We start from the raw sequence: 25,388 nt of genomic DNA, 5'->3' as shown, positions 1-25,388 counted from the left end.
CCCGGAGAACACGACGTCCGGGTCTGCCCCCGCAGGGCGGACCCGGACGCGGTGCTGCGCAGGTCAGACGAGGTCGAACCGGTCCGCGTCCATGACCTTGGCCCACGCGGCGACGAAGTCCTTCACGAACTTCTCCTTCGCGTCGTCGCCGGCGTACACCTCGGCGAGGGCGCGCAGCTCGGAGTTGGAGCCGAAGACGAGGTCGGCACGGCTGCCGGCCCACTTCACCTCGCCCGTGCTCGCGTCGCGGCCCTCGAACGTGGTCTGGTCCTCGGAGGTGGACTTCCACGTCGTGCCCAGGTCGAGCAGGTTGACGAAGAAGTCGTTGGTGAGGACGCCGGGCGTCTTGGTGAGGACGCCGAGCTGCGACTGCTGGTAGGTGGCGCCGAGGACGCGCAGGCCGCCGACGAGGACGGTCGTCTCGGGGGCGCTCAGGCCCAGCAGGTTCGCCCTGTCGAGCAGCAGGAACTCGGCCGGCAGACGGTTGGCCTTGCCGAGGTAGTTGCGGAAGCCGTCCGCGGTCGGCTCCAGCGCCTCGAAGGACTCGGTGTCGGTGTGCTCCTCGGTCGCGTCGACGCGGCCCGGGTGGAAGGGCACCCGGACCTCGAAGCCGGCTTCCTTGGCGGCCTTCTCCACGGCGGCGACACCGCCGAGCACGATGAGGTCGGCCAGGGATACCTGCTTGGCACCGGCGGAGGCGTTGAAGTCCTGCTGGACGCCCTCGAGGACACGCAGCACCTGGGCCAGCGCGTCGGGCTCGTTGACCTCCCAGCCGCGCTGCGGGGCCAGGCGGATGCGGGCACCGTTGGCACCGCCGCGCTTGTCACTGCCGCGGAAGGTGGACGCGGACGCCCACGCGGTGGTGACCAGCTGGGACACGGTGAGGCCCGAGTCGAGCAGCTTGGTCTTCAGGGTCGCGATGTCCCCGTCGTCGATCAGCTCGCCCTCGCGCTCCGGCAGCGGGTCCTGCCACAGCAGCGTCTCCTGCGGGACCTCCGGGCCGAGGTAGAGCGACTTCGGGCCCATGTCGCGGTGGGTGAGCTTGTACCAGGCGCGGGCGAAGGCGTCCGCGAACTCGTCCGGGTTCTCGTAGAACCGGCGGGAGATCGGCTCGTAGATCGGGTCGAAGCGCAGCGACAGGTCGGTGGTGAGCATCGTCGGGCGGTGCTTCTTCGACGGGTCGTGCGCGTCGGGGACGATCTCGGGGGCGTCCTTGGCCACCCACTGGTGTGCGCCGGCCGGGCTCCGGGTGAGTTCGTACTCGTACTCGAAGAGGTTCTTGAAGAACCCGTTGCTCCACTGGGTCGGCGTGGTGGTCCAGGTGACCTCCAGGCCGGACGTGATGGCGTCCGCGCCCTTGCCGGTGTTGTAGGTGCTCCGCCAGCCCAGGCCCTGCTCCTCCATGGAGGCGGCCTCGGGGTCGGCGCCGACGTGGTCCGCCGGGCCGGCGCCGTGCGTCTTGCCGAAGGTGTGGCCGCCGGCGATCAGGGCGACGGTCTCCTCGTCGTTCATCGCCATGCGGCGGAACGTCTCGCGGATGTCGCGGGCCGCGGCGACCGGGTCCGGGTTGCCGTTCGGGCCCTCCGGGTTGACGTAGATCAGGCCCATCTGGACGGCGCCGAGCGGGTTCTCCAGCTCGCGGTCGCCGGTGTAGCGCCGGTCGTCGAGCCAGGTGGTCTCGGGGCCCCAGTAGACGTCCTCCTCGGGCTCCCAGACGTCCTCACGGCCGCCGCCGAAGCCGAAGGTCTTGAAGCCCATCTGCTCCAGGGCGACGTTGCCGGTGAGGATCATCAGGTCGGCCCAGGAGATGCTCTGGCCGTATTTCTTCTTGACCGGCCACAGCAGGCGGCGGGCCTTGTCGAGGTTGCCGTTGTCCGGCCAGCTGTTGAGCGGGGCGAAGCGCTGCTGCCCGGCGCCGGCGCCGCCGCGGCCGTCGCTGATGCGGTAGGTGCCCGCGCTGTGCCACGCCATACGGATCATCAGCGGGCCGTAGTTGCCGAAGTCGGCGGGCCACCAGTCCTGCGACGTGGTCAGCACCTCGGCGATGTCCCGTTTCACGGCGGCGAGGTCGAGGGCCTTGAAGGACTCCGCGTAGTCGAACTCCTCGTCGAGCGGGTTCGCCACGGCGGGGTTCTTGGCAAGGATCTTCAGGTTGAGCCGCTCCGGCCACCACTGGCGGTTGCCACCACCCTGGGTCGGGTGCAGGGCCCGGTCATGCGCGACGGGGCAGCCGCCGCTACCCCCCTCCGACTTCGCGTCTGTGACGATCGCGTCGTGGTTCTCAGTCATGGCAATCCTTCCGAACTGTGCGGAACTCGGTGCTCAGGAACTGCGGCCGGTGGAACAGTCGGGGCAGGTGCCCCAGTAGACGACCTCGGCCTCGTCGATGGCGAAGCCGTGGTTGTCGGCGGCGGTCAGACAGGGCGCGTCGCCGACGGCACAGTCGACGTCGGCGACGGCACCGCACGACCGGCACACGATGTGGTGATGGTTGTCGCCCACACGCCCCTCGTACCGGGCCGGGTGGCCGGCCGGCTCGATACGGCGCACCAGACCCGCGGCCGTCAGCGCGTGAAGGGCCTCGTAGACGGCTTGCAGGGAGATGTGGCCTACGCGATCGCGGACTCCGGAGGCGATCGCCTCGACGCCGAGGTGGTCGCCGTCCCGGACGGTCTGCAGCAGCGCGACGCGGGCCGCCGTCACGCGCAGGCCGGCACCGCGGAGCTCCTCGGCGGTGGTCGGTGTCGGGGAGGCGGTCATGGAGGCGAACCTACCCCCATAAACACGAAGGGTTCAAGAAAACGAACGATGCAATTCTGGCCGTGTTCCGTCACCCGCCGTCCATCTCGGCGCCGGCCACCGGGTCCGTCCGGGCGTTTGCGGTCGCGCTCGTCTTCGCGCGGCTGGGTCCGGAGCGGGCACGGCCCCGGGGGCCGGTCGGGAGCGATGGGAGGCATGCCCGCATCATGTGGCCCCCGGATCGGCGCCGGCGGGGTGGCGAGCCGGAGGGTCCTCCGAACGGGTGCGCGCGGCCCCGCGAACCGACCGCGTTTCCTGCCGGGAGATCATCGCCGTCGCCTGCGGACGGTGACCGGGAAGGCCGAGACCGGGATCTCCGGGACCGGGAAGACCGGGACCGGGAGCTGCGGGACCGGGAAGACCGGGACCGGGAACTGCGGGACCGGGAACTTTGGGATCGGCAAGGCCGGTATCGGGAAGGCCGGGACCGGGTCACCGGGTGTGCCGGGGGCCGGTTCGGGCGGCGTGGTAGCGGCGGGCCAGGGCGTGGAACGCCTCCTTCGGTTCCCAGTGCCAGCCGGAGGCGGGGTCGTCCGGACGGTCCTTGATGGTCTTGGTGATGGAGTAGCTCGCCATGTCGAGGTCGTGGCGCGGGTCGTCCGGGCGGTGCGGGGCGTCGGCGGTCACGAACTCGAAGGCCATCGCCGCGTACAGGTCCATCGAGGAGAAGGCGTCGAGGAGCTGCGTGAGGTAGGCCGCCTGGGTGCGCTCGCTGCGGACCAGGTCGCCCTTGATCTCCTCGGGCTCCTTGTCGTGGTCGACGACGTCCCAGCCCATGCCGCCGGCCCGGGGCGCCCCGCGGTAGGCGCAGGTGCCGAACTCGGTGACGGCCAACGGCTTGCCCCACCGCAGATGGCGGCTCAGCTCCCGCACGTAGTCGGCCCTGCGGGGGAAGTACGAGTAGTAGTCGATGCCCACGATGTCGAAGAGGTGCCAGTCGACCCGGTCGTCCTGGGCGGCGGCATAGCCGAGCCGGCCGTGGAAGACGGACCGGCCGACCGCGGCGGCCTTCGCCGTGAAGCGGTCCAGACGGCGCTGCATCGCGACGGGGTCCACCGTGCCGTCGAGCAGGTTCCGGATGCGTTCGAGGACGGTGTCACCGGGGACGATCCCGGGCACGAACAGCCAGAACTCGCAGCCCACGCTGAAGTCGACGGCCGCGCCGTGCCGGCGCAGCCGCTCCGCGAACCGGCCGGTCTCGGCCATGTGTTCCAGGATGTCCCGCTCCGGGGCGTCGCCGAGGGTGGGCTGGAGCCAGATGCGCAGCCCCTGCTCGGCCGCCTCGGCGGCGGTGGCCGTGAGCCGTTCCACGCCGTCCCCCGTCACGTCGACGGTGTCGGCGTGCAGTGCGTCGCGGATGGCGCGTACGTCCGTCCGCATCCGGGCCGCGCTGAAGGCCGTACCCGGCGTCTCCCCTTCGCCCACGGTGTACACGACCCCGTGGTGACGCAGCCCGCCCCCGCCGGAGCCGCCCTGCGCCGCGGGCCCCCGTCCGGAGCCGTCCGGCGCGACGGGGCCCGGCCCGGACCCGGCCTGCGCGGCGTCCGCCCGGCCCGCCGGCAGCACGGTCGCGGCAAGGCCCGCGGAGGCCAGGCCGGTCAGGAACTGTGCACGCTTGATCCCCTTGGTCTTCTGCATACGATCACCCTGCCGGGCCCACCCGTACGGCGCCGTCCGCCGACGGTCTACGGAGCGGGGCCGAAGGGCGGGAATCCGGTGCCGAAAGGCGAGGCGCCCACGCCGAAAGTCGCGGCCCACACCCCTCCATGAATCGGCACATGAGGCACATAAGACCCACAGAGTGAGAAACTCGGACTCTCACCTCGTGATGGCCGTCGAGAGGGACGCTGGTGGACCTGGACGCCGTCGCCGACGAGCTCTACGGGCTGCGGCCGGAGGAGTTCGTAGCAGCCCGCGACCGCCACGCCCTGGACGCCCGCAAGGCGGGTGACCAGTCCCTCGCCAAGGAGGTCCGCGCGCTGCGGCGGCCGAGTCTGGCCGCCTGGGTCAGCAATCTGCTCGTACGCCGGCAGCCGGAGGAGGTGCAGCCGCTGCTCGGTCTCGGCGAACAACTGCGCCGCGCGCACCGCGAACTGGACGGGACGCGGCTGCGCGAACTGGCCCGGCGGCAGAACGAGGTGATCGGTGCGCTGGGCCGGCAGGCCCGGAAGCTGGCGGCGCAGGCAGGGCATCCGGTGGGCGAGGGCGTCCAGCGCGAGGTGGAGGAGACCCTGCACGCCGTGCTCGCCGATCCACAGGCCGCGCGGGAGTGGGCGGCGGGCCGCCTGGTGAAGCCGCTGACCTCGATGGCCGGCTTCCCGGCGGCCGACGATGCCCTGCTCGACAGCCGCCCCGCTCCCGCGGCGCAGCCGAGGACACCGGCCCGGGGCAAGCTGCGCGAAGAGGACACCGCGCGTCGTCGGCGCCTCACCGAGGCCCGGGAGAAGGCCCGCGAGGCCGAGCGGGAGCTGCGCGCCCGCGAGGGGGAGGCCGACGCCGCCGCGCGGGCGGTGGACGAGGCCGCCGCCCGGTCGGCCGAGGCGGACGAGCGGGCCGGGGAGCTGCGGGAGCGGCTGCGGCACGCAGAGGAGGAGCAGCGGCAGGCGCGGGCCGGCGCGCAGGAGGCGCGGGAACGGGCGCGGCAGGCCGACCGGGCCGCCCGGGAGGCCCGGCGCCGGGCCGGAACGGCCGCCGCACAGGTGGAACGGCTGGCCGCGGGCTAGCCACGGGACGGGAGGCGAGCAGTCATGGCGAGACCGATCTGGACCGGCGTCCTGACCTTCGGGCTGGTCACCCTGCCCGTGGGGCTGTACACGGCCACCGAGGACCACACCGTGCACTTCCATCAGTTGCAGCGCGGTACCTCGGACCGGATCCGCAACAAGCGGGTCAACGAGCGCACCGGCAAGGAGGTCGACACCGGCAAGATCGTCAAGGGTTACGAACTGGACGAGGGCGAGTACGTCGTCGTGGAGCCGGAGGAGCTGGAGGAGGTCGCCCCCGGCCGCTCCAAGGTGATCGACCTGGCCGGCTTCGTCGACCTCCACCGGGTCGAGCCCGTGTACTTCGCCCGTACGTACTACGTCGGCCCGCGCGGCAAGGAGTACGGGAAGGTGTACGAGCTGATGCGGGCGGCCCTCGACCGCTCGGACAAGGCCGGGATCGCCACGCTGACCATGCGCGGCAAGGAGTACCTGACCGCGTTGCGCGCGCAGCCGGGCGTCCTCGTCCTGCACACCCTGCACTGGGCCGACGAGGTCCGCGACCCCGCCGACGTGGTGCCCGAACTGCCGCAACCCGTCAAAGCCGACAGCCGGGAGCTGCGGACGGCCGAGCAGTTGATCGACGCCCTGACCATCGACTGGGACCCCCGCGACTACCACGACGCCTACGAGGAGCGGGTCAAGCGGCTCGTCGCGGCGAAGCTCAAGGGCGAGGACGTCGTCGGCGAACCGGAGCCGCCGGAGGCGACCAACGTCGTCGACCTCATGGAGGTGCTCAGCCGCAGCGTCGAACAGAGCCGGTCGCGGGGCGGCAAGGACGGCGACGGAATGCGTGCCGCCGACCGGACGGAGGCCGCCCCGCGCCGGAAAGAGGCGGGACGGAAAGAGGCCCCGCGCCGGAAGGAAGCCCCGGGAGGGAAAGAGGCCCCCGGCCGGAAGAAGCCTCCGCGCCGTCGGCGGACCGAGGACCTGGCCTCCCTGACGAAGGCGGAGCTGTACGAGAGGGCGACCGCCGCCGACGTCCCGGGCCGGTCGAAGATGACCCGGGACCAACTCATCGATGCCCTGAGCCGGTCCGGCGCGGCGGCGTGACCCGACCTTGGGCCCGGGGGCACGGCGGCGTGCCAGCTGCCCCGGGTCGGCAGGGCGGGGGCGGGGGCGGGGGCGGCGTGACACGGCCGGGGCCGGCAGGCAGGAGCACGGCGGCGTGACAACTGGCCTGGGTCGGCAGGGGCACCGCGGCGTGACAACTGGCCTGGGTCGGCAGGGCGGAGGCGGCGTGACACGGCCCAGGGCCGGGAGGGGCGCGGCGGCCTGATCCGCATCAGCCGCCGACGGCCTCGAACCACCGGCCCCCAGACCACCGAACCCCCCATTCGTGGCATACCCGGCGGTCCGCGTTCGGCAGCAGTGTGATGTTCGCCATCCGACGTGATGAACCAGGGGTGAACGGGCAACATTCCCCTTCATGCCCCACGCTAATCTTCCGCAGCAGGTGATGTGATGACCACGGCGACGACCCGGGCCCTCCGGACGCCTGCCGCCCGGACCGGCTCGACGACCGCCGGGTCCTCCTTTCCGCCGGACGCCCTTCCCTCCCTGCCGTCGCTCACCGGGCTGCGCTGGATGGCGGCACTGCTGGTGTTCGGACTGCACGTGAACAACTTCGGCTATTTCGGCGGCAAGGCCGGTCGCCTGGTCGCCTGGGGGTTCGGCGCCGGCGCCACCGGAGTGTCGTTCTTCTTCGTGCTGTCCGGATTCGTGCTGACCTGGTCGGCGCGGCCCCGCGACCGGGCGTTCGCCTTCTGGCGGCGACGCATCGCCCGGGTCTACCCCGTGCACCTGGTCACCCTCGCCGTCGCCTTCGTCCTGGCGTGCACGCTCACGCCCCAGGCGGGGCCGACGCCCAAGCAGGCCCTGGCGAACGCGCTGCTGCTGCACCCCTGGTGGCACCCGTGGTGGCAGACGCTGAACCCGGTCAGCTGGTCCCTGGCCTGCGAGGCGTTCTTCTACGCCGCCTTCCCGCTGCTGATCCTGCTGCTGCGCCGGCTCGGTGCGCGCGGCGCGGTCGCCCTGGGCGGGGCGGCGGTCGCGGCCATCCTGGTGCTGGCCTGGACGGACCTCCACCACTGGTGGTACCAGTCGATCTACTCGTACCCGGCTGCGCGGCTGCCCGAGTTCGTGCTCGGCGCGGTCACCGCTCGACTGGTTCTGCTCGGCCGTTGGCGCGGACCCGGCCTGGAGGCGTCACTGGCCCTGGCCGTCATCGGCTTCTTCCTCGTCCCGCAGGCCACGCACGGCGGCTATCCCGCCACCGTGTGCACCATCACCGGGTTCGCCCTGCTCATCCCCGCGGCGGCGGTGGCGGACCTGCGCGGGCTGCCGTCCCTGTGGCGGCGCAGGCGGATGGTGCGGCTCGGGGAGCTGTCATTCGCCTTCTACATGATCCATCTGCTGGTGCTGCGCGCCGCGACCTCCCTGCTGGGTACCAAGCCGCACTTCGGCGTTCTGCTGGGGGTCGCCGTCACCACGGCCGCGTTCACCGTGTCGCTCGCTTTGTCCTGGGTGCTGTACGAGGCCGTGGAGCGCCCGGCGCGGCGACTTCTGCTGCGCCGCCGCCGGCCGATCGTGCCGCCGGAGCCGGCACCGGGCCACCGTGAGGCACCGGGCCACCGTGAGGCCCCGGGCCACCGTGAGGCCCCGGCGGCGGCGCGCGAGTGACCCATGGATCACCGGCCCGCGAACCCGGGCCGGTCGCACGCGAGGGTGACGTCCGCAACAGCGAGGAGAGTCCCGCCGGTTTCGGGGTAGGCGGCTGACCGACACCGGCCCGGCGGCGTACACCGGCGGGCCGGCACCGTTCGAACGCACCCGAGGAGCCGAGTCGACGTGGGCTGGAAGCACACCCGGGGGGAGCCGACGGTTGACGGCGGGCCCGTCGCCCGTCCCCGCCCCGCCACCGGCACGAGGCCGGGTACCGGCGCCGGTGCGACCCCTTCACCGGCGGACCCGGCGGCGCGACGCCGGCCCGGGGCCCCGACCCCGCCACCGCCCCGACCGGCATCTCGGAATAACGCCAACCGGCCTTGTCAAAAAGGAAGTTGGAATCGCCGCAAGGCGGAACGAGCGGGACTGGCCAGGTCGGACGCAGGACGTTACGGTGGGCGGCCGTCGATGATCGGCGGGAGGCCGGCCGGCCGGCGCACCTGGCTGCGCGAGAGGAGAGGATGACAGTGCCCGAGCAGGACGCGACCGGATCGGCACCGCAGGTGGTGAGTTCCTTCCTGGAACAGCGCAAGGAGCAGATCGCCCAGCGCTGGGCCGACGCGCCCTTGTTCCGCTCGGTCTTCACCGTCTCCCGCGACGAAGCGGTCGAGGCGTGCAAGGCCGTGGTGGAGGCGCTGTCCGAAGTGGCCGTCAGCGGACGGCTGGAGGACACCGAGGCGCCCGGCTTCGGCTCCGTGCGCGACCAGCTGGGGCGCATGACCGCGACCCGGTCCCGCAGCGGATTCACACCGGCCCGGATCGCAAGCGAGGTGGCCGGCCTCCGGTTGCCCGCGATCGAGCTGCTGCGCCGGGAGTTCGCCGACCCCGCGGTCCCGCAGGTCCAGGAGGCCGTACTGGCCCTGACCCTGCTGATGGGCACCCTGCGCCTGGTGGTGATGGAGACCGCGCTGGACGCGAACACGGAACTGATCGAGCGGCAGCGGCAGCAGCTGCTCGAAGTGGCCACTCCCGTCATCAACCTGTGGGAGGGCACGGTCGCCGTGCCGCTGATAGGGACGCTGGACAGCGCGCGCAGCCAGATCGTCATGGAGTCGCTGCTGGAGGCCATCGTCGAGCAGCGCGCCCGGTACGCGATCCTGGACATCACGGGAGTCCCGACGGTGGACTCGCTCGTCGCGCAGCACCTGATGAAGACGGTCGCCGCGGCACGTCTGATGGGTGCCGAGTGCATCGTCTCCGGCATCCGGCCGGCCATCGCGCAGACCATCGTGCAGCTCGGCATCGACCTGGGCTCGGTGCTCACCCGGTCCTCGCTGGCCGACGCGCTCGCCTATGCGCTGAGCCGGCAGGGCATCGAGGTCTCCCGTGCGGACGCGGGTGCGAGTGCCCGGTGAACCAGCGCATTCCCGGTCAGCCGGCGTCCCAGGTCCCGGTGCTCGCCCTGGGCGACGTCCTGCTGGTCTCCCTGCAGGGCGAGCTGCACGACGGCATGGCCGAGCAGTTGCAGCACGACATCACCACCCGCATCTCCACCAGCCGGGTGAGCGGTGTGGTGCTCGACATCTCCGGGGTGGACATGGTCGACTCGTTTCTCGGCCGGGTGCTCGCGGAGATCGCCTCCACGGCCCGGCTGCTGGCGGCCCGTACGGTACTGGCCGGCATGCGGCCCGCGGTGGCGATCACCCTGGTCGAGCTGGGACTCACGTTGCCCGGCCTGGTCACCGCGCTGGACGTGGACCGCGCCATGGAACTGCTGTCCCAGAGGGGGAGCTGATGCAGTGGTCCGGCCAGGCGTCCGTGACGAGCCTGCCCATCGGCTCGGACGCGGATCTGGCCTGGGTCCGGCAGGAGGTGCGGCAGTGTGCGGCGAGCCTCGGCTTCGGTCTGGTGCAGCAGACCAAGCTGGTGACGGCGGCGAGTGAGCTGGCCCGCAACACGCTGGTGCACGGCGGCGGCGGACGGGTCGAGATCACACCGCTGGACAACGGCCGTGCCCGGGGCCTGCGGATGTGTTTCATCGACAGCGGTCCCGGCATCCGCGACCTGGAGCTGGCCATGACCGACGGGTACACCTCCGGCGGCGGCCTGGGGCTCGGGCTGAGCGGTGCCCGGCGGCTGGTGCAGGAGTTCACCGTCGACACCCAGCCCGGCCGCGGCACGACCGTCACGGCCGTCGCCTGGGTGACCCAGGTGCCCGCGTCACGTCCGGGGGTGGGATGAGCCGGGTATGGGAGATCCCCGTGCACGACTCCACGCGGGTCCGGGACGTGCGGATAGCGGCCCGTGAGGCGTGCGATGAGGCGGGACTGGCCCCGCCGCGCACGGCGATCGCGGAGCTGGTCGCCACCGAGCTGGCGACCAACCTGCTCAAGCACGCCGGCGGGGGCCGCATGGTGGCGAACCTCGTGGCGTGTCCGGGTGGCGGAGCCGGCACGTCCGTGCAGCTGTTCTCGCTGGACAACGGGCCGGGCATCGCCGACGTGGACGTCGCGCTGCGGGACGGCCACTCCACCGCCCCCGGCTCGCTCGGCGCGGGCCTGGGCAGCTGCCTGCGCAGCGCCGGCGCCTTCCACCTGTACAGCCTGCCGGGCCGGGGGACGGTGGCGTCGGCCCGGATAGACCCGGAGCCCGGCGGGCGCGGAGCACGCACGGCGCAGCTGCCCGCGGGCGGGATCACGGTCTCTCTCGGCCAGGCCGAGCAGTGCGGTGACGCCTGGGCCTGGGTGCGCTCCGGGCGGCTGCTGACACTGCTGCTCGCGGACGGTCTCGGGCACGGCCCGAAGGCCGCGCACGCCTCCACCGCGGCGGTGACGGAGCTGCACCGCACCGCTCATCTGCCGCCCGCGGAGATCCTGCGCCTGCTGCACACCGCTCTGCGGCCCACCCGGGGCGCGGCGGTCACGGTGGCCCAGGTGGACACGGAGCGGGCGGAACTCAGTTTCGCCGGAGTCGGCAACGCCGGCGCCCGGCTGCGCACCGGGGACTCCTGGACGTCCCTCGTCCCCCATCCGGGGATCGTCGGGGCGTACTTCCCGGCACACGTCCCCGTGCACCGGGTGCCGTGGCATCGGGACAGTCTGCTCGTCGTACACAGCGACGGGCTGCCCAGCCGCTGGATACCACCGGAGGATCCCCGGCTGCTCGCCCTCGACCCGTCGGTGGTGGCAGCGGCCATCCTGCGCGACGCGGGCAGCCCCGCCCGCCCTGTACGCGACGACACCAGCGTGGCCGTACTGGCCGCCCGACCGCCGGACCAGCACCCATGACAGCCGCCACCGAGAACTGGACCATCGCCCGCGCCGCCGACGCGGCCCGCGCCCGTGCGCTGCTCGCACGACTCGCCAAGGACGCCGGGGTGCCCGCCGTGGACCGCGCCCGCTTCCTGACCGCGCTCGGTCCCCGGTTGCGGGACGCCCTCGGCGCGGGCGGCGCGGAGCTGACCGTGACCGCCGACGGCGACGGCCGGCTGCGGGTCGCCCTCGGCGGGCCGGAGCCCTGGCGGCACACGCTCGACTGCCCCTTTGCCGTGCCCCGCCCGCTCCCCGCCCTGGGCGACGCCTCGCTCGCCGAAGCGCTGCTGGGCGCCGACGAGGACGCCGCCGCCCTGCTGGCGGGCCTGGCCGAGACGGAGGAGCTGCTGCGGATCCACCGCGAGGAGCTGCACCAGACCAACCAGGGCGTACTGGCGCTGCACGCCGAGCTGGAGGCGGCGGCGCTGGCGCAGCGCGAACTCCTCGACGCCGAACGGGCGGCACGTGCGGAGGCGGAGAAGGCCCGCCGGCTGCTGACCTTCCTGGCCAACGCGAGCGCCCTCCTGAGCGCCTCCCTCGACCACGAGGACATCCTGCGCCGACTGCCCGAGCTGCTGGTCCCGGAGTACGCCCGGCACGTCGACGTGTGGCTCATGGACGACGAGCGGACCCCGCCGGGCCGGCGGGCGGCGGCCACGGTGACGGCGGCACGCACCGGCCGTCCCCAGCACGCGGGCCCCCACCTCGGTGAACTCCCGGGCGTGGACGACCTGCCGGCCTCGGCGCTCTTCCCGGACCGGCCGCTGCTGTGCCTGCCGCTGGGCGCGCGCACGGTGCAGGGTGTGCTGACACTGGTCGCGCCCGGTGACCGCTTCGACCCGGACACCACCGTGATGCTGCTGGAACTGGCCCGGCGAGCGGGCACCGCCCTGGACAACGCCCGCCAGTACGAGCAGCACCGGGACGTCGCCGAGGCCCTGCAACGCGCCCAGCTGACCGAGCTGCCCGCCACCCCGGGCCTGGCGCTGGCCGCCCGCTATCTGCCGGCGACGCACGGCCTGAACATCGGCGGCGACTGGTACGACGCCTTTCCGCAACCGGACGGCAGTGTGCTGACGGTGATAGGGGACGTGACGGGGCACGGGCTGCGCGCGGCGGTCATCATGGGCCAGCTGCGTACCGCGTTGCGCGCCTACGCCGTCGAGGGCAACGGCCCCGCGCGGATTCTCACCCTGCTGCACCGGATGCTCCGCCATCAGGAGCCGGAGCTGTACGCGACCTGCGCGATCGCACGGGTGACGCCCGGTGTGTCCGGGGTGGTGTGGGCCGCCGCCGGGCATCCGCCCGCCGTGGCCCGCGATCCCGGGGGCGAGGTGCGGGTGCTGGAGGTGAAGCCGGGGATCATGCTCGGGGTCCCGCTGCCGTACGAGTACGAGGAGCACACCGTCGAGTTGCCGACGGGCTCCACCCTCGCGCTGTACACGGACGGTCTGGTGGAGCGGCGGTCCGCCGGGATCGACGCGGGCATCGACCGGCTCGCCCAGGCGATGGAGACGCTCGGCGCGGCGGACCTGGCGGACCTGGACGCGGCGGCCGACTCGCTGCTGAAGCCGATGCTGCACGACTCCGAGCACGACGACGACATCTGTCTGCTGCTCTGCCGCACCACCCTGTCGTGAACGGCTGTGCGCCGGCCCCCGGTCGCGGGGGCCGGCGCACGGGCCGGCGTCAGCCGGAGTGGCAGGCGTTGCCGGTGGCGGGGTTCAGCAGCCCGATGACGTCGATGCTGTTGCCGCACAGGCTGAGCCCGAGGTCGACCGGCACCTCCACCACGTTGCCGGAGACGACGCCCGGGCTGTTGGCGGCGGCGCCGGTCGTCGCGCCCGGGCCGGCGGCGAAGGCGCTCGCCGCGCCGGCCAGGGCGAGGACACCGGTGAGGACGGTCGTTGCGGCGAAACCGCGAAGACGCGTGATCCGCCTCACTGGTTGGCGTTGGGACGCATTCGTCTCAACCCGGGGCACGTGCGGTTCGCCTCTCCTGGTACGCCGTCCGTGCGGTGCCGTGTCCTGGCACTTTGTCATTCGTGCGGTCAGGCGGCGGACGGGAAGCGTTCCCATACCCGGTGCGCGCCGAGCAGTTGGATGAGCTGCTGAAGCACGGCGGTGGCGGTGTCGCCGACGATGACTCCGGGAGCGTCGAGCGGGATGCCGGCCGCCTCCAGCGCGGCCTCCCCGCCCTTGGCGGCGCCGATGGCCTTGCCGTGACGGTACGCCTCCGACAGCAGCAGCCCCACGCGCGGGTCGGGGGTGGCCTGCTGGAATCCGGGCTGGCCCGCCTTGGCGTCGCGGGCGCCGTAGGCGTCGGCGCCCACGCCGGGGGTGCCTGCCACCAGCAGCGCGTCGAACTCCACGGAGCGTGCGGTGGCGTAGGTCCGCTGGACGGCCAGGGCGCCGTCGCCGAGGGTGCCGCCGGCCGGGGCGACGATCAGCGGGACCATACCGCCGTCGAGCACCTCCTGGCGTACGGCCCGGACGCCGTCCAGGTCGCCGTCGGGTCCGGTGACGATGCCGATGATCCGGCCGTCGGCGGGCCAGGTGTGACCGACCTGAGAGAGGGCGGGGCTGGGCTCGACGTCGGCCAGGGGCACGGTGGGCTCGGGGGCGGGCAGGCCCAGACCGGCGGCGACACCCGCGCACAGCTCCGGGTCGATGTTCGCCAGGACCTGCAACGCCCGTTCCCGGATGGCCTGCTCGTAGCACTTGGCGAGTTCGAAGCTGTAGGCGCCGATGATGTGCTCGCGTTCCACCGGGCTCATGCTGAGCCAGAACCGGCGCGGCTGGCTGAAGTGGTCGTCGAACGACTCCGGTGCCTCGCGGACCTTGGTGGCCTCGGGGACGCGTACGGGAGTCTCGACGTAGGCGCCCATGTCGGCGCCCGCGGTGAACGGGCAGCCGCCGTCCAGCGAGTTGGGGCGGTAGGGGGCCACGCCCCGGTGCACGGCCGTCTGGTGGAAGCCGTCGCGCAGCATGTCGTTGACCGGCGCGTGCGGCCGGTTGATGGGGATCTGCGGGAAGTTGGGACCGGCCAGACGGGTGATCTGGGTGTCCAGGTAGGAGAAGAGCCGGCCGGCCAGCAGCGGGTCGTCGGTGATGTCGATGCCGGGGACGAGGTGGCCGACGTGGAAGGCGACCTGCTCGGTCTCGGCGAAGAAGTTCGACGGGTTGCGGTTGAGGGTGAGCAGCCCGATCGGCTGCACGGGGGCCAGTTCCTCGGGGACGATGTTCGTCGGGTCCAGCAGGTCGATGCCCTCGAAGGTCTGGTCCGGGGTGTCGGGGAAGGTCTGGATGCCGAACTCCCACTGCGGGTAGGCGCCCGCCTCGATGGCGTCGGCGAGGTCCCGGCGGTGGAAGTCGGGGTCGACGCCGTTGATGATCTGCGCCTCCTCCCACACCAGCGAGTGCACACCGAGCTTCGGCTTCCAGTGGAACTTCACCAGGGTCGTCTCGCCCGCTGCGTTGACCAGGCGGAAGGTGTGGACGCCGAAGCCCTCCATCGTGCGGTACGAGCGCGGGATGCCCCGGTCGGACATGTTCCACAGTGTGTGGTGGGTGGCCTCGGTGTGCAGGGTGACGAAGTCCCAGAAGGTGTCGTGGGCGCTCTGTGCCTGCGGGATCTCCCGGTCCGGGTGGGGCTTGCCGGCGTGGATGACGTCCGGGAACTTGATCGCGTCCTGGATGAAGAACACGGGGATGTTGTTGCCGACCAGGTCGAAGACGCCCTCGCTGGTGTAGAACTTCGTCGCGAAGCCCCGGGTGTCGCGGACGGTGTCGGCCGAGCCCCGGGAGCCGAGCACGGTGGAGAAGCGGACGAACACCGGTGTCTCGACGTCCTCGGAGAGGAACGCCGCCTTGGTCACGTTCGCCGCGGTGCCGTAGCTGCGGAACACGCCGTGCGCCCCGGCGCCGCGGGCGTGGACCACGCGCTCGGGGATGCGCTCGTGGTCGAAGTGCATGACCTTCTCCCGCAGGTGGTGGTCCTGCAGGAGCACGGGGCCGCGGGGCCCGGCCTTGAGCGAGTGGTCGGTGTCGTACAGCCGGGTGCCCTGGGCGTTGGTCAGGTAGCTGCCGCTCTGGGCCATCCGCGCCTGGTCGGCGCCGGTGGGCTGCCCCGTCGGGGAGACGGTGTCGGGGCCGGTCTGGTCGGGCTTGGGCGGGTACGGCTCATGGGGCTCGGTGGGCTCGGCGACCTGCGGCGACTCGGGCCCCGGCTTGCCGGGGATGCCGTCCTCCGGGCCCGCCGGTTCTCCCAGGAAAGCGTCCGACACCTTCTCCGCCGCTCGCTTCAGGGGGTTCGTCTCGCTCATCTGTGGCAATTCCTTCGCTGGTCACAGGGCGGCCCCGGCGCGGGCCAGGTCGGTGTCCCGAGGCGCGGTGGCCACCCGGGGGCTGCGGCCGAGGTCGTGGTCGATTCGGGTGAAACCTGGGTGAAGGGGGCCGACGACGGCCTTCTACCGAGGTCCCCGGGCCGGGGCGTCCGAAACCGGGGAACGCGATGGTTTCCCGGTCGGGGTGAAGTCGGGCCGTCTCATGTCGAGTTGCCGGGATGGCTGGCCCGCCGGACGCTGGTCCGGACCCGGGGACCGCCGGCAGGGCCAAGTGCCCCCTGCCGAGGACGTCTTCGTCAGCAGGGCCGGCTTCTTGACCCGGGGCAGGCGCACACCCGGCCGCCCGCACAGGTCACCCTAGGCGCTGGTGCCGGTCGGCGCAGTTCGAAAGGGGCCGGCGGGCCGAACGTCGCTCAGCCCGGGCGACCGCAGCGGACCTCCCGCTCGTCCTCCCGCTCGTCGGCGCCGGTGCGGGTGCGTGCGTGCTCCACGGCGGCGGGCAACGCCCGGCGGATCGCCTCGGGGAGCGTGCCGTGGGCCGGCCAGTGCACGAGGCAGCGTGCCACCTCCCGCAGTTTGGTGTTGGTGTGCTGCGACATGTGCTTCAGGGCGTCCCAGCCCTGCTCCGGACGCAGCCCGGAGACGGTGATGACCACACCGATCGCCTGGTCGATCAGAGCGTGCGAGATCAGCGCCTGGCGCAGCTGGCCGACCTCCTCCTGGAGCGCCTTCAGCTGGTCCACCGTCTGCTCGTCACGTCCGATCATGAGATCACCCTGCGCAGCCCGGCGATTGAGCGACAGCCACCAGGCGAACTACTGGGCAAGGCGCAGTACAGAAAACGAAAAAGCGCTGGTCAACGCGGTCATGGAGGCACCAAAAGGGGGCATTGGGGGTCCATGGAATCGCTCACCTTCGACAGCGACGACCTGGATGTGACGGAGGATTTCCTCAGCCACGCCTATGCCAGGATGCGGATCGCCAGCGGTGGCCCCGGCTCGACCCGGGCCCGGTTCCGCCGCACGGGCGTGCCCTCGGTGAGCGTCGACGAGCTGACGCTCGACTTCGAGATGGACTACTCGGTGACGCCGCTCGGCCGCGTCTGCCTGTGCGTGGTCCACGAGGGCACCGTGCGGGACCACCGCTTCCAGGGCGTCGAGGATTCCTTCGGCCCGGGTGACGTGGTGCTGCTCGCCCCGCCGGACCTGCCGTACACGGGACGGATCTGCAACGCCCGGTACAACATCACCATGCTCGACCCGGCCCTGCTCTCCCAGGTGGCCACGGACCCCGACGGCTCGCAGCCGGTGCGGCTGACCGGCCACCGGCCGCGCTCCGCCGCGGCGGCGCGCCAGCTGAACCGGACGATCACCCATCTGCGCGATGCGGTGCTCTCCGATCCGGAGATCGCCGACCAGCCGCTGATCGCCGCCACGGCCGCCCAGCACCTGGCGGCGAGCGTCCTGGCCGCGTTCCCCAACACGGCGCTGGACGAGCCCGCCGGCGCCGGCCGCGAGGACGTGCACCCGGCGGTGCTGCGCCGCGCGCTCGCCTATATCGACGACCACGCGGACCAGCCCGTCTCGGTCGCGGACATCGCCGCCGCGGCACATGTGACGGTACGCGCGCTGCAGTACGCCTTCCGCCGTCATCTGGACACCACCCCGCTCGCCCAGCTGCGCCGGGTACGGCTCGCGCACGCCCATCACGACCTGGTGACGGGTGACCCCGGCAGCGGGGTCACGGTCACGAAGGTCGCGGCCCGCTGGGGCTTCCACCACCCGGGCCGCTTCGCCTCCCTGTACCGGGACACCTACCGCCGGGCCCCGCACCGGACGCTGTCCGACGGCTGAACCGGCGTCCCGTACGGAAGCGGGCCTCCGTACGGGACGCCGGACGCCCTACGGGAAGGACGTCACCTTGGACGGGACCGTGCTGGTTCCCGAGGTGGGGGCACCGGTGCTGTTCACGACGTGGGCGTACTGGCCCTGGCCGCCGAGGGAGATCACCAGCAGGTCGTGCATCTTGATCCCCGAGGTCGCGGGGACCTGGAAGCCGTGCGCCTGGACGATCGACGGATCCGCCGTGTAGTTGCAGTAGCTGCCCAGGCCCCATGCCTCATGGGTGGTGACGGAGTCGGCGACCTTGTAGGCCGCGTAGCCGGTGATGCCGTCGTGGGTGACGGCCGCGGCGTTCGGGGCGTCGTACGCCTTCTCGTTCTGGAAGAAGATCGTCCGGCCGCGTTCTCCGTTCCAGTAGACGTCGTACTTGTTGAAGTGCTCGACGAACAGGCCGGTGGCCAGGACGTCGTCACCGTTCACGCGCAGGCCCAAGTCCGCGCGGTTGGTGTCCCAGCCGACGCCGCTGCCGTGGTCGGCGCGCCAGAGCCAGGTGTGGTCGATGATGACGTCGTCGCTGTTGACGACGACGGAGTTGGTGGCGAGGCCGGGTCCGGCGCCGCCGACGCGGATGAACACGTCCTGCATGGTGGTGGGGTTGGCGGAGTGGTCGGCGGTGGAGCCGGGCTCGCCGATCCGCAGCAGGGTGTCGGAGTTGACCGGGCCGGCGTCGATGAGAAATCCGGCGAGCTTCACCCCGTCGACGTCGGCGACGTGCAGGGCGTCGATGCCGTTGTCCGGGACCAGGGTGGCGAGGCCGAGGCCGAGGACCACGGTGTCGGCGCGGGTGACGTCGATCGTCTGGTCGAGGTGGTAGACACCGGGCGTGAAGAGGAGGTTGAGGCCCTGGGCGAGGGCGGCGTTGATGGTGGCGGCCGTCGCGCCCGGCTTGACGACGTAGAACTGGTCGAGCGGGAGGGACGTACCCGCGTTCGCGGGCCAGGAGACGCCTCGGGCGTTGGTGCGCTTGGCGGGGACGAACACCTTGTAGGCGGAGCCGTCCAGGTAGAGGAACGGCTTCTCACGCGAGACGGGGGTGGTGTCCAGCGTGGTGTACGGGCCGCTGTCGAAGTTGGTCGCGGGTGCGCCCTGGACTCCGGAGAAGGTCATGTTCCACACGCCGTTGGACCAGCCGCCGACCGAGCTGTCCCGGGTGTACCACTGCTGCTGGGAGTACGGGCCGACCGTGCCGTCGACCTTCGAGTCGGCGATGTAGCCGCCGGACGCCCAGCCGTAGCCGTTGGGGGCGAGGTTGAGGCCGCCCTTGACGTGGATACGGCGGAAGGGTGCCGCCTGTGCGACCGCCCAGCGGTCGGTGCCGTTGGACGGTGTGAGGGCGAGGTTCTCGGCCGAGCGCCAGAAGTTCTGGGTGGCGTTGCCGTTGAACCAGCCGGCGTCGACGGTCACGTCGCCGTTGATCTGGGTGTCGTCGGGATTCAGACCGAGGCCCGAGATCGAGGTGTAGAAGCCGATCTGGGCGTTGATGCCGTTGTAGGTGCCGGGCTTGAGCAGGAACTGGTAGCGGCCGGTGCCGAACTGGGCCGACTCCTGCTTGGCGAAGACGTCGTCGAACTTCTGCTGGAGGTTGGGCGTGGAGGGGTCGACGACGATGACGTTCGGGCCGAGGTCGCCGCCGCCCTCGACCGGCGGGACGCCGGTGGTGCCGGTGTGCACGGCGAACTCCCACAGGGAGTAGCCGTAGCCGGTGCCGCGGGCGGTGCCGTACATCCGCACGTACCGGCCGGAGCCGCTGACGTCGTAGGACGCCGTGCCGCCGGTCGCCCCGGTGACGCTCTTGAGCGTGTTCCAGTTCTGCCCGTCGGAGGATGCCTGGATCTGGAAGTCCTTGCCGTAGGCGGCCTCCCAGGTGAGGTCGACCTTGCACAGGCCCTGGACGGAGCCGAGGTCTATCTGGAGCCACTGCGGGTCGGCGGCCTGGCTGGACCAGCGGGTGGTGGTGCTGCCGTCGACGGCGGCGGACGCCGGGGTGCCGGCGTTCTCGGTGGAGGAGGACGTGGCGGTTCTGCCCTGGGCGGCGTTGGCGGTGCCGCAGTTCGCCTGGCCGCCGCCGGTGCTGCCGAACACCTGGAACTCCCACAGCGAGTAGCCCCATTGGGTGGCCCGGTGCACGCCGAGCATCCGGACGTAGCGGCCCTGGCCGGACACGTCGAGGGTGTCGACGCCGCCGTCGGAGCCGGTGACGGACTTCAGGTCGTTCCAGGTGGTGCCGTCGGCGGATATCTGGACCTTGTAGTCCTTGCCGTAGGCGGCCTCCCAGTTCAGGACCACCCGGGTGACGGTGGCGGTGCTGCCCAGGTCCACCCTGAGCCACTGGTCGTCGCCCGCGGCGGAGGACCAGCGGGTGCCCGTGTCGCCGTCGACTGCCTGGGGAGCGGTGGTGTCGTTGCTCTCCTGGGACGATGCGGTGGCCGTCTTCCCTTGGGACAACGGGATTTCGGCCGCGGTGGCCGAGGGGTGCGTGGCGGGCAGGGCGATCAGCGCGGCCGTGGCGGACAGCGCGATGCCCAGGGATCTCCATCTCATGTTGCGGCTCCAGAAAGGGTGGGGGATCGAACGGGCTGACCCCATGGCTTAGTTCATGTTTTGATTTAAGAGATGAACCAAGCGGGCCACAAGCCTTCGGAAGCCATCTCCTTCAACTGGTCGCGCCGGACGGGCGCTTCGGGCTCACGCTGTGGACTCAGAGCCGTAGACCGTGGCCGCGCCCCAGGACGAGATGCGGATCGTGGCGCCGTTTCGCGTCCACGAAGGACCGCCACCCGGCAGGTGTCGTGGGGCACTGCAGATTGAGCCAAAGCTCGGGGTCCCGGCCGGGCGAGCAGACACGGTGCTCCCCCGCTCCGGTCACCACCTCCAGCTCCAGCACTTGGTCCGCGACCAGACCGTGCCGGTGGGTGGCGCCGCCGCCCAGGCCGCCCGCGGACAGGACACCGCCGACTCCGGCACCCAGGTAGTCGGTGAGGACCGGGGGCGTTCGGCCGTACGGCAGGGTGGCGGACAGCACCTCTCGCCACAACACGCCTGCCTGTATGGAGACCTGATCACCTGTCACCGGGCCGCCGCGGTTCATCGCACCCAGGTCCACGACGACCCCGCCGCCCGCCTGGCTCTGCCCGTACAGCGAGGGCCCGCCGCCGCGGACCCCGACCGGGATGTCACGCGGCCCGGCGAATATCACATCAGACGTCGGCGCGTTCCGTCGAGACGGCCCGCGTCCCACTCAACGCGGCGCGGGAAGCCGGTTGTTGACCGGTTGCGGGGCACTGGTTCGTGACCAGCTCCAGCAGAGCGGCGTGGGTCCGGGCGTCGGCCGCGGCGATCAGCCCGCCCGCGCCGGTGTGCAGCGGCTCGCCGTACAGGCCGGTCACCGTGCAGCCCGCCGCGCGGCACAGCGCGATGCCCGCGGCGAAGTGCACGCTGTCGGCCAGGTGGCCGTCGGTGACATAGGCGGCCCGGCGTCCGGCGGCGACCCAGGCCACCGCGAGGGTGCTGGAGATCACCCGGGGCCGGAACCGCTCCGTGAAACCGGGGTCGGTGAGCAGGCGGGCCGCCCGGAAACCGGGCGCGTTCGGGAAGGGCGGGTCGAGGTTGACGTCCACCAGCGCGGAACCGGCCATGGGCGTCAGTTCCGCGTCGGCTCCGTCCCGGCGGACCCGGGCCCGCTCGCCGTCGGTCCAGAACACCTCGCCGCTGAACGGGTCGGCCGTCGCCGCCGTGCTGACCTTTCCGCCCACCCGCAGGGCGACGTTCACGCCGACCAGCATGGTCCGCACGGCGTAGTTGAGCGTGCCGCACAACGGGTCGACCAGCCAGCGGCGGTCGGCGTCGGCGGCGCCGGTACGACCACTTTCCTCGGCCGTGACCGCGTCCCTTGGGCGGGCGGCGCGCAGGACGTCCAGGATGGCCCGCTCGGCGGCGAGGTCCGCCGCAGTCGCGAAGTCACCGCCGGACTTCGCGAACCGGTCCAGCCGCCGGCCGTACAGCTCCCGCACCATCGCCGCTCCGGCCTGGGCCGCGGTCACGGCCAGCTGGGCGTCGGACTCCCCGTTGGTGATCGACATGGGCGGCAGCATACGGCGGAGCCGGCCGGGCGCCACAGGGCGGCGCGGGAGTCGAGTCCGCAGCGCCGCGGCGATCGCGGCCTGCCTGGCCCGGAGGCTGTCCTGTGGATCAGGCCGTCTCCGGGCGACCGCGCCTCCGGGCCGACCCGTCCGCGCGATGCGGGCAAGCGCCGCACGGCAGGCCCTAGACCCCGGTGGGGACGAAGGACAGGGTCTGTTCGGCCGCGGTGCGGCCGTCGCCGAGGCAATCGGTGGCGGTGTCCGTCCAAGTGCGCGGTGGAGTGGTCTCAGCGAGACGGCCGGAGGTGGCGGAGAGGCCGAGGACGAGGCCGCTGTAGCGGTTGACCAGGCGGTAGCCGCCGTCGGTGGAGGAGGCGGGGATCACGAACCACTGCTGTCCGACGGTCGGACCGCCGGCCCGGCCCGCGGTCACCGTGGGCTTGGCCCCCCAGGCCCGCCCGGCAGTGCTCCCGGAGTCGACGCCCAGCAGCCGGCCGGTCGCCGCGTTGGTGAGCGTGAAGGCGCCGTCGCCCGTCGGGGTGAACGACCACGCCGCGCGAGCGGAACCGGTGGAGCGCGCCACCGAGGTGACGGCGGAACCACCGGACGTCTGCGCGAGGATCCGGCCCGTGCCGCCGGCGATACGGTACCTGCGGGCGGTGTCCACGGGCGGGGCGGCGGGCGTTGCGGAGGTCACGGTGAGGTCGACGTACTCGCCGGAGGAGCCGTGGGAACAGCCGAAGGAGCAGTAGGCCCGGAAGGACCTCCCGACGACGGTCGAGCCGGTGCGGTTGGCGCTGTCCAGGAACCAGCGGTACCAGGAGGCGGTGGTGTAGTCACCGGTGTCGCCGATGAGTTGCCACTTCTGGGTGGCCAGGTCGTCGGTGGCGTACAGGTACTGCGGTGCGCCGCCGCTCTGGTCGACGGCCTGCGGGGTACCGATGTAGCGGCCCAGGTAGGCGTCGTAGGCGATGTTCATCACGAACAGCGGTGAGGTCGCGGGCATCTTGCCCGTGGCGATCTGCTCGGCCGCGGTACCGGTGTTGGCGGGGTCGTACTCTGCGGAGGCGGGAGTGTAGCCGGTGGGGTGGCTCGCGTCGACGGGGACGATGTTGCTCTCCCGGCCGCCCGTGCCAGGCTGGGACCAGGCGCCGTCGTACCACTTGCGCCAGGAGCCGGGGGCCATCTTCGCGGCGATGGGGGCGCGGGCCACGTGCTCGTGGAACGCCTTCCAGCCGCCGCTCTTGTCGACGATCCGGGAGCCGTAATAGACGTAGTAGAAGCCGGAGGCGGTGTCGACGAACAGGCGCTGGTCGCCGTCGCCGTAGGAGTACGTCTGGTGCGGGAAGGCCGCGGTGTCCCCGCGCTTCGTGCTGTACGGCGAGGTGATCACGTGGTTCTTGATCGTCCAGGTGCGGCCGCGGTCGGTGGAGACGGCGTAGTCGATGGCGTCGTAGTGCAGTCCGTCGCCGAACGGCCGCGGTGTGAACTCGTTGTGCACCAGGCCGTACCAGTCGCCGGTGTCGGGGTCGACCCACACGCCGGACAGGTCGCAGTAGTTCTTCTGCGCGTAGCCCGAGCCGCTCGGGGCGTAGGTCGACTCGCGGCCGGTCGGGCTGTTGTTGCAGCGCCAGGTGGTGTCGTCGTTGCGGTCGGCGGAGTTGGCCGGGTTCACCGCCTCGCTGAGCTTCCTGTCGTACGTCGCGGAGTCGAAGTCCTTGCCGGTGTAGAAGTCCCAGACCCGTGGGTCGTCGGCACCGTAGAGCGCGGCGGACTGCTGGTAGTGGAAGGTGCCGTCCCGGTCGAGGTACGGGGTGGCGGGCGTGTCCGTGGGGTGCGTGAACGGCACCGGGGTCCCCACGGTCACAGTGTAGGGGGCGTCGGCCGGGGACGCGGCCTGCGCGGGGAACGCGGTGCCGCCGCCCAGGACGAGGGCGAGGGCCGCGGCCATGGTGCCGCCTGCTCTGCTCAACAGTCGCACGGGAGCTCCTAGTTGCCGAAGGACCGGTTGCACGGAACGATCCGGCCCCGGCGTCGCCCCGGCAATGGACTCCCGCACTCCGCCTCTTGCACTTTCGTGCGCGGATTCCGGCCCGCACGACCATGTTCGCGCACGGGTCCGAGCGTCCGGTTTCCCCGCGTCCCCTCCGGGTCAGCGCGGCTCCGAGGGCACGGCGGACAGCGGGCTGTCCCAGGCCAGTTGGCGGATGAGCCGCTCGTCCGGCTCGGCGGGACGGGCCGTGGCGGGGCCGGGGCCGGACGGGGCGCGGGTGCCGCGGGAGAGGCCGCCGCTGACGGTGATGTTGTGCTCCGCCCGCGGACGGCGGTGCCGCTCGTACTCGGCGAACGCGGTCACCGGGTCGGGCAGGTCACGCAGCGCCTTGGCCAGGACGACGGCGTCCTCCAGGGCCATCGAGGCGCCCTGGCCGGTGGCCGGCGACGCCGCGTGGGCCGAGTCGCCGACGAGCAGGACGCGTCCGGTGTGCCAGGTGGTACCGAGCGGCAGTTCCGTGGCGTTGATGACCATGATCGCGTCGGCGGAGGCGGCGACCAGGCCGGCGGCGGGTGTGGTGTCCTCGCGCAGCAGCGGCAGCAGTTGCCCGCGCAGCACGGCGGACGGCGCGGCGGGCGCCCCCGCGGGCAGCGGCTCGCCGCCGGCGCGGGCGAACCAGTACGTCTCCCCCGCCGGGGACGCCGCGTACCCGAAGGCGGTCCCGCTGCCCCGCACCATGGTGATGGCGCCGTCCGGGCCGGACTCGGCCGCGGCTCCAGTGTAGCCGTAGTAGACCCGCTGGCCGGCGTACACGGGCCGCACCTGGGGCATGACCAGCCGGCGTACGGTCGAGTTCAGTCCGTCGGCGCCGACGAGCACGTCTCCGGTGGCCGTGGTGCCGTCGGCGAAGCGGGCGGTGACGTGGTCCGGGCCGTCCGTCACGGACACCAGCCGGGCGCCGTGGCACAGCCGGACACCGCGACGGACCGCCTCGCCCTGGAGGGCCGCGTTCAGCTCGCCGCGACGCAGACAGCGATAGCGCAGGGCCGGGTCCGCCGCCTCGCCCAGCGGTGCGTGCGCCACCTCGGTGCCCTGGCTGTCGAGCAGCCGCAGCGAAGTCAGCGGAAAACCGACGGCCGTGACGGCGTCCGTGGCGTCCAGTTGCGCCAGCGCGCGCATGCCGTTGCTCGCCAGGGTCAGGAAGGCTCCGATGTCCTCGGCCGTGTCCGGGTGGGCCTCGAACACGGTGACGTCGAAGCCGGCCTTGTGCAGCCCCAGGGCGGTCGCGGTCCCCGCGATGCCACCGCCGATCACCAGTACCCTCATCGCATCCGCTCCGGTCGCCTGCCGCCTCCGCGCGCCGGCAGTGGTCCTGACCATCTAAGGGCAGCGGTGACCACGCCGGGGCGCGGGGGCCGAGATCCGGACACGGCCGACGGGAAACCACGGACGCGGAAAGGCCCGGCCCCGAGCAGCTGTCAGTGGATCGCCGGCAGGACCTGGACGGTGGCCACGCCGGGGCGTGCGGGG

The 25,388-nt window shown here is 72.4% G+C and carries 20 protein-coding genes; 9 read left to right on the top strand and 11 right to left on the bottom strand.

Features of this window, described 5'->3' with window-relative positions:
• Nucleotides 1-63 precede the first annotated feature (63 nt).
• From katG to ACIGYR_RS05840, 3 genes are all read right to left on the bottom strand, one after another.
• Entirely contained in the window at nt 64-2,289 is a 2,226-nt protein-coding gene (katG, locus tag ACIGYR_RS05850; protein ID WP_399601631.1) for a catalase/peroxidase HPI, read from the bottom strand.
• Between the two features lie 33 nt (nt 2,290-2,322).
• On the bottom strand, nt 2,323-2,760 hold the full coding sequence (locus ACIGYR_RS05845) for a Fur family transcriptional regulator (RefSeq protein WP_391837398.1): 438 nt from the start codon (nt 2,758-2,760) through the stop codon (nt 2,323-2,325).
• Nucleotides 2,761-3,231: 471 nt separating this feature from the next.
• Nucleotides 3,232-4,437: an abortive phage infection protein gene (locus ACIGYR_RS05840; protein WP_399601628.1), complete on the bottom strand. Its 1,206-nt coding sequence runs from the start codon at nt 4,435-4,437 to the stop codon at nt 3,232-3,234.
• Between the two features lie 212 nt (nt 4,438-4,649).
• Between ACIGYR_RS05840 and ACIGYR_RS05835 the strand changes: the two genes are divergently transcribed.
• The 8 genes from ACIGYR_RS05835 (at nt 4,650) to ACIGYR_RS05800 (ending at nt 13,179) form a co-directional block, all read left to right on the top strand.
• Nucleotides 4,650-5,522: a hypothetical protein gene (locus tag ACIGYR_RS05835; RefSeq protein WP_399601626.1), complete on the top strand. Its 873-nt coding sequence runs from the start codon at nt 4,650-4,652 to the stop codon at nt 5,520-5,522.
• A gap of 24 nt (nt 5,523-5,546) precedes the next feature.
• A complete protein-coding gene (locus ACIGYR_RS05830) occupies nt 5,547-6,614 on the top strand; it encodes a Ku protein (protein WP_399601624.1) in 1,068 nt (355 codons plus the stop codon).
• A gap of 411 nt (nt 6,615-7,025) precedes the next feature.
• Complete coding sequence (locus ACIGYR_RS05825; protein ID WP_399601621.1) at nt 7,026-8,243, top strand: acyltransferase family protein; 1,218 nt, start codon at nt 7,026-7,028, stop codon at nt 8,241-8,243.
• A gap of 506 nt (nt 8,244-8,749) precedes the next feature.
• Nucleotides 8,750-9,643, top strand: coding sequence for an STAS domain-containing protein (locus ACIGYR_RS05820; RefSeq protein ID WP_399601619.1), 894 nt, complete (start codon nt 8,750-8,752; stop codon nt 9,641-9,643).
• Nucleotides 9,640-10,023 carry an STAS domain-containing protein gene (locus tag ACIGYR_RS05815; protein WP_391837407.1) on the top strand — a complete coding sequence of 128 codons (384 nt, stop codon included), beginning with the start codon at nt 9,640-9,642 and terminating at the stop codon, nt 10,021-10,023. Before ACIGYR_RS05820 ends, ACIGYR_RS05815 begins: the two co-directional genes overlap by 4 nt.
• Nucleotides 10,023-10,469, top strand: coding sequence for an anti-sigma regulatory factor (locus ACIGYR_RS05810; RefSeq protein WP_399601615.1), 447 nt, complete (start codon nt 10,023-10,025; stop codon nt 10,467-10,469). The genes ACIGYR_RS05815 and ACIGYR_RS05810 overlap by 1 nt, the downstream gene beginning before the upstream one ends.
• Nucleotides 10,466-11,515: a SpoIIE family protein phosphatase gene (locus ACIGYR_RS05805; RefSeq protein ID WP_399601612.1), complete on the top strand. Its 1,050-nt coding sequence runs from the start codon at nt 10,466-10,468 to the stop codon at nt 11,513-11,515. Before ACIGYR_RS05810 ends, ACIGYR_RS05805 begins: the two co-directional genes overlap by 4 nt.
• Nucleotides 11,512-13,179 (top strand): PP2C family protein-serine/threonine phosphatase, encoded by a 1,668-nt coding sequence (locus tag ACIGYR_RS05800; RefSeq protein ID WP_399601610.1) that lies wholly within the window; start codon nt 11,512-11,514, stop codon nt 13,177-13,179. The genes ACIGYR_RS05805 and ACIGYR_RS05800 overlap by 4 nt, the downstream gene beginning before the upstream one ends.
• A gap of 49 nt (nt 13,180-13,228) precedes the next feature.
• Here ACIGYR_RS05800 and ACIGYR_RS05795 read toward each other — a convergent pair whose 3' ends face one another.
• The 3 genes from ACIGYR_RS05795 to ACIGYR_RS05785 form a co-directional block, all read right to left on the bottom strand.
• The gene (locus ACIGYR_RS05795; RefSeq protein ID WP_399601607.1) at nt 13,229-13,483 is read right to left on the bottom strand and encodes a chaplin; all 255 of its coding nucleotides are present in this window, start codon (nt 13,481-13,483) and stop codon (nt 13,229-13,231) included.
• Between the two features lie 107 nt (nt 13,484-13,590).
• Nucleotides 13,591-15,864: a catalase gene (locus tag ACIGYR_RS05790; RefSeq protein WP_399601604.1), complete on the bottom strand. Its 2,274-nt coding sequence runs from the start codon at nt 15,862-15,864 to the stop codon at nt 13,591-13,593.
• Nucleotides 15,865-16,298: 434 nt separating this feature from the next.
• Entirely contained in the window at nt 16,299-16,652 is a 354-nt protein-coding gene (locus ACIGYR_RS05785; RefSeq protein WP_399601603.1) for an ANTAR domain-containing protein, read from the bottom strand.
• A gap of 132 nt (nt 16,653-16,784) precedes the next feature.
• On the opposite strand from ACIGYR_RS05785, the gene ACIGYR_RS05780 reads away from it, so the two are divergent.
• Entirely contained in the window at nt 16,785-17,738 is a 954-nt protein-coding gene (locus tag ACIGYR_RS05780; protein ID WP_399601601.1) for a helix-turn-helix transcriptional regulator, read from the top strand.
• A gap of 48 nt (nt 17,739-17,786) precedes the next feature.
• Here the strand turns inward: ACIGYR_RS05780 and ACIGYR_RS05775 are convergent, their stop codons facing one another.
• From ACIGYR_RS05775 to ACIGYR_RS05755, 5 genes are all read right to left on the bottom strand, one after another.
• Nucleotides 17,787-20,327 carry a discoidin domain-containing protein gene (locus ACIGYR_RS05775; RefSeq protein WP_399601600.1) on the bottom strand — a complete coding sequence of 847 codons (2,541 nt, stop codon included), beginning with the start codon at nt 20,325-20,327 and terminating at the stop codon, nt 17,787-17,789.
• Between the two features lie 157 nt (nt 20,328-20,484).
• Nucleotides 20,485-20,982 carry an FAD-binding protein gene (locus tag ACIGYR_RS05770; RefSeq protein ID WP_399601597.1) on the bottom strand — a complete coding sequence of 166 codons (498 nt, stop codon included), beginning with the start codon at nt 20,980-20,982 and terminating at the stop codon, nt 20,485-20,487.
• A gap of 1 nt (nt 20,983) precedes the next feature.
• The gene (locus ACIGYR_RS05765) at nt 20,984-21,865 is read right to left on the bottom strand and encodes an inositol monophosphatase family protein (protein ID WP_399601594.1); all 882 of its coding nucleotides are present in this window, start codon (nt 21,863-21,865) and stop codon (nt 20,984-20,986) included.
• A 184-nt stretch (nt 21,866-22,049) separates the two neighbouring features.
• A complete protein-coding gene (locus ACIGYR_RS05760) occupies nt 22,050-23,846 on the bottom strand; it encodes an RICIN domain-containing protein (protein ID WP_399601592.1) in 1,797 nt (598 codons plus the stop codon).
• Nucleotides 23,847-24,017: 171 nt separating this feature from the next.
• Entirely contained in the window at nt 24,018-25,184 is a 1,167-nt protein-coding gene (locus ACIGYR_RS05755) for an FAD-dependent oxidoreductase (protein WP_399601590.1), read from the bottom strand.
• Between the last annotated feature and the right edge of the window lie 204 nt (nt 25,185-25,388).

This window comes from Streptomyces sp. NPDC053076 (genome assembly GCF_044546845.1).
GTDB lineage: Bacteria > Actinomycetota > Actinomycetes > Streptomycetales > Streptomycetaceae > Streptomyces.
The sequence above is the reverse complement of the archived record's forward strand: the minus strand, read 5'-3'. Positions and strand labels throughout refer to the sequence as shown.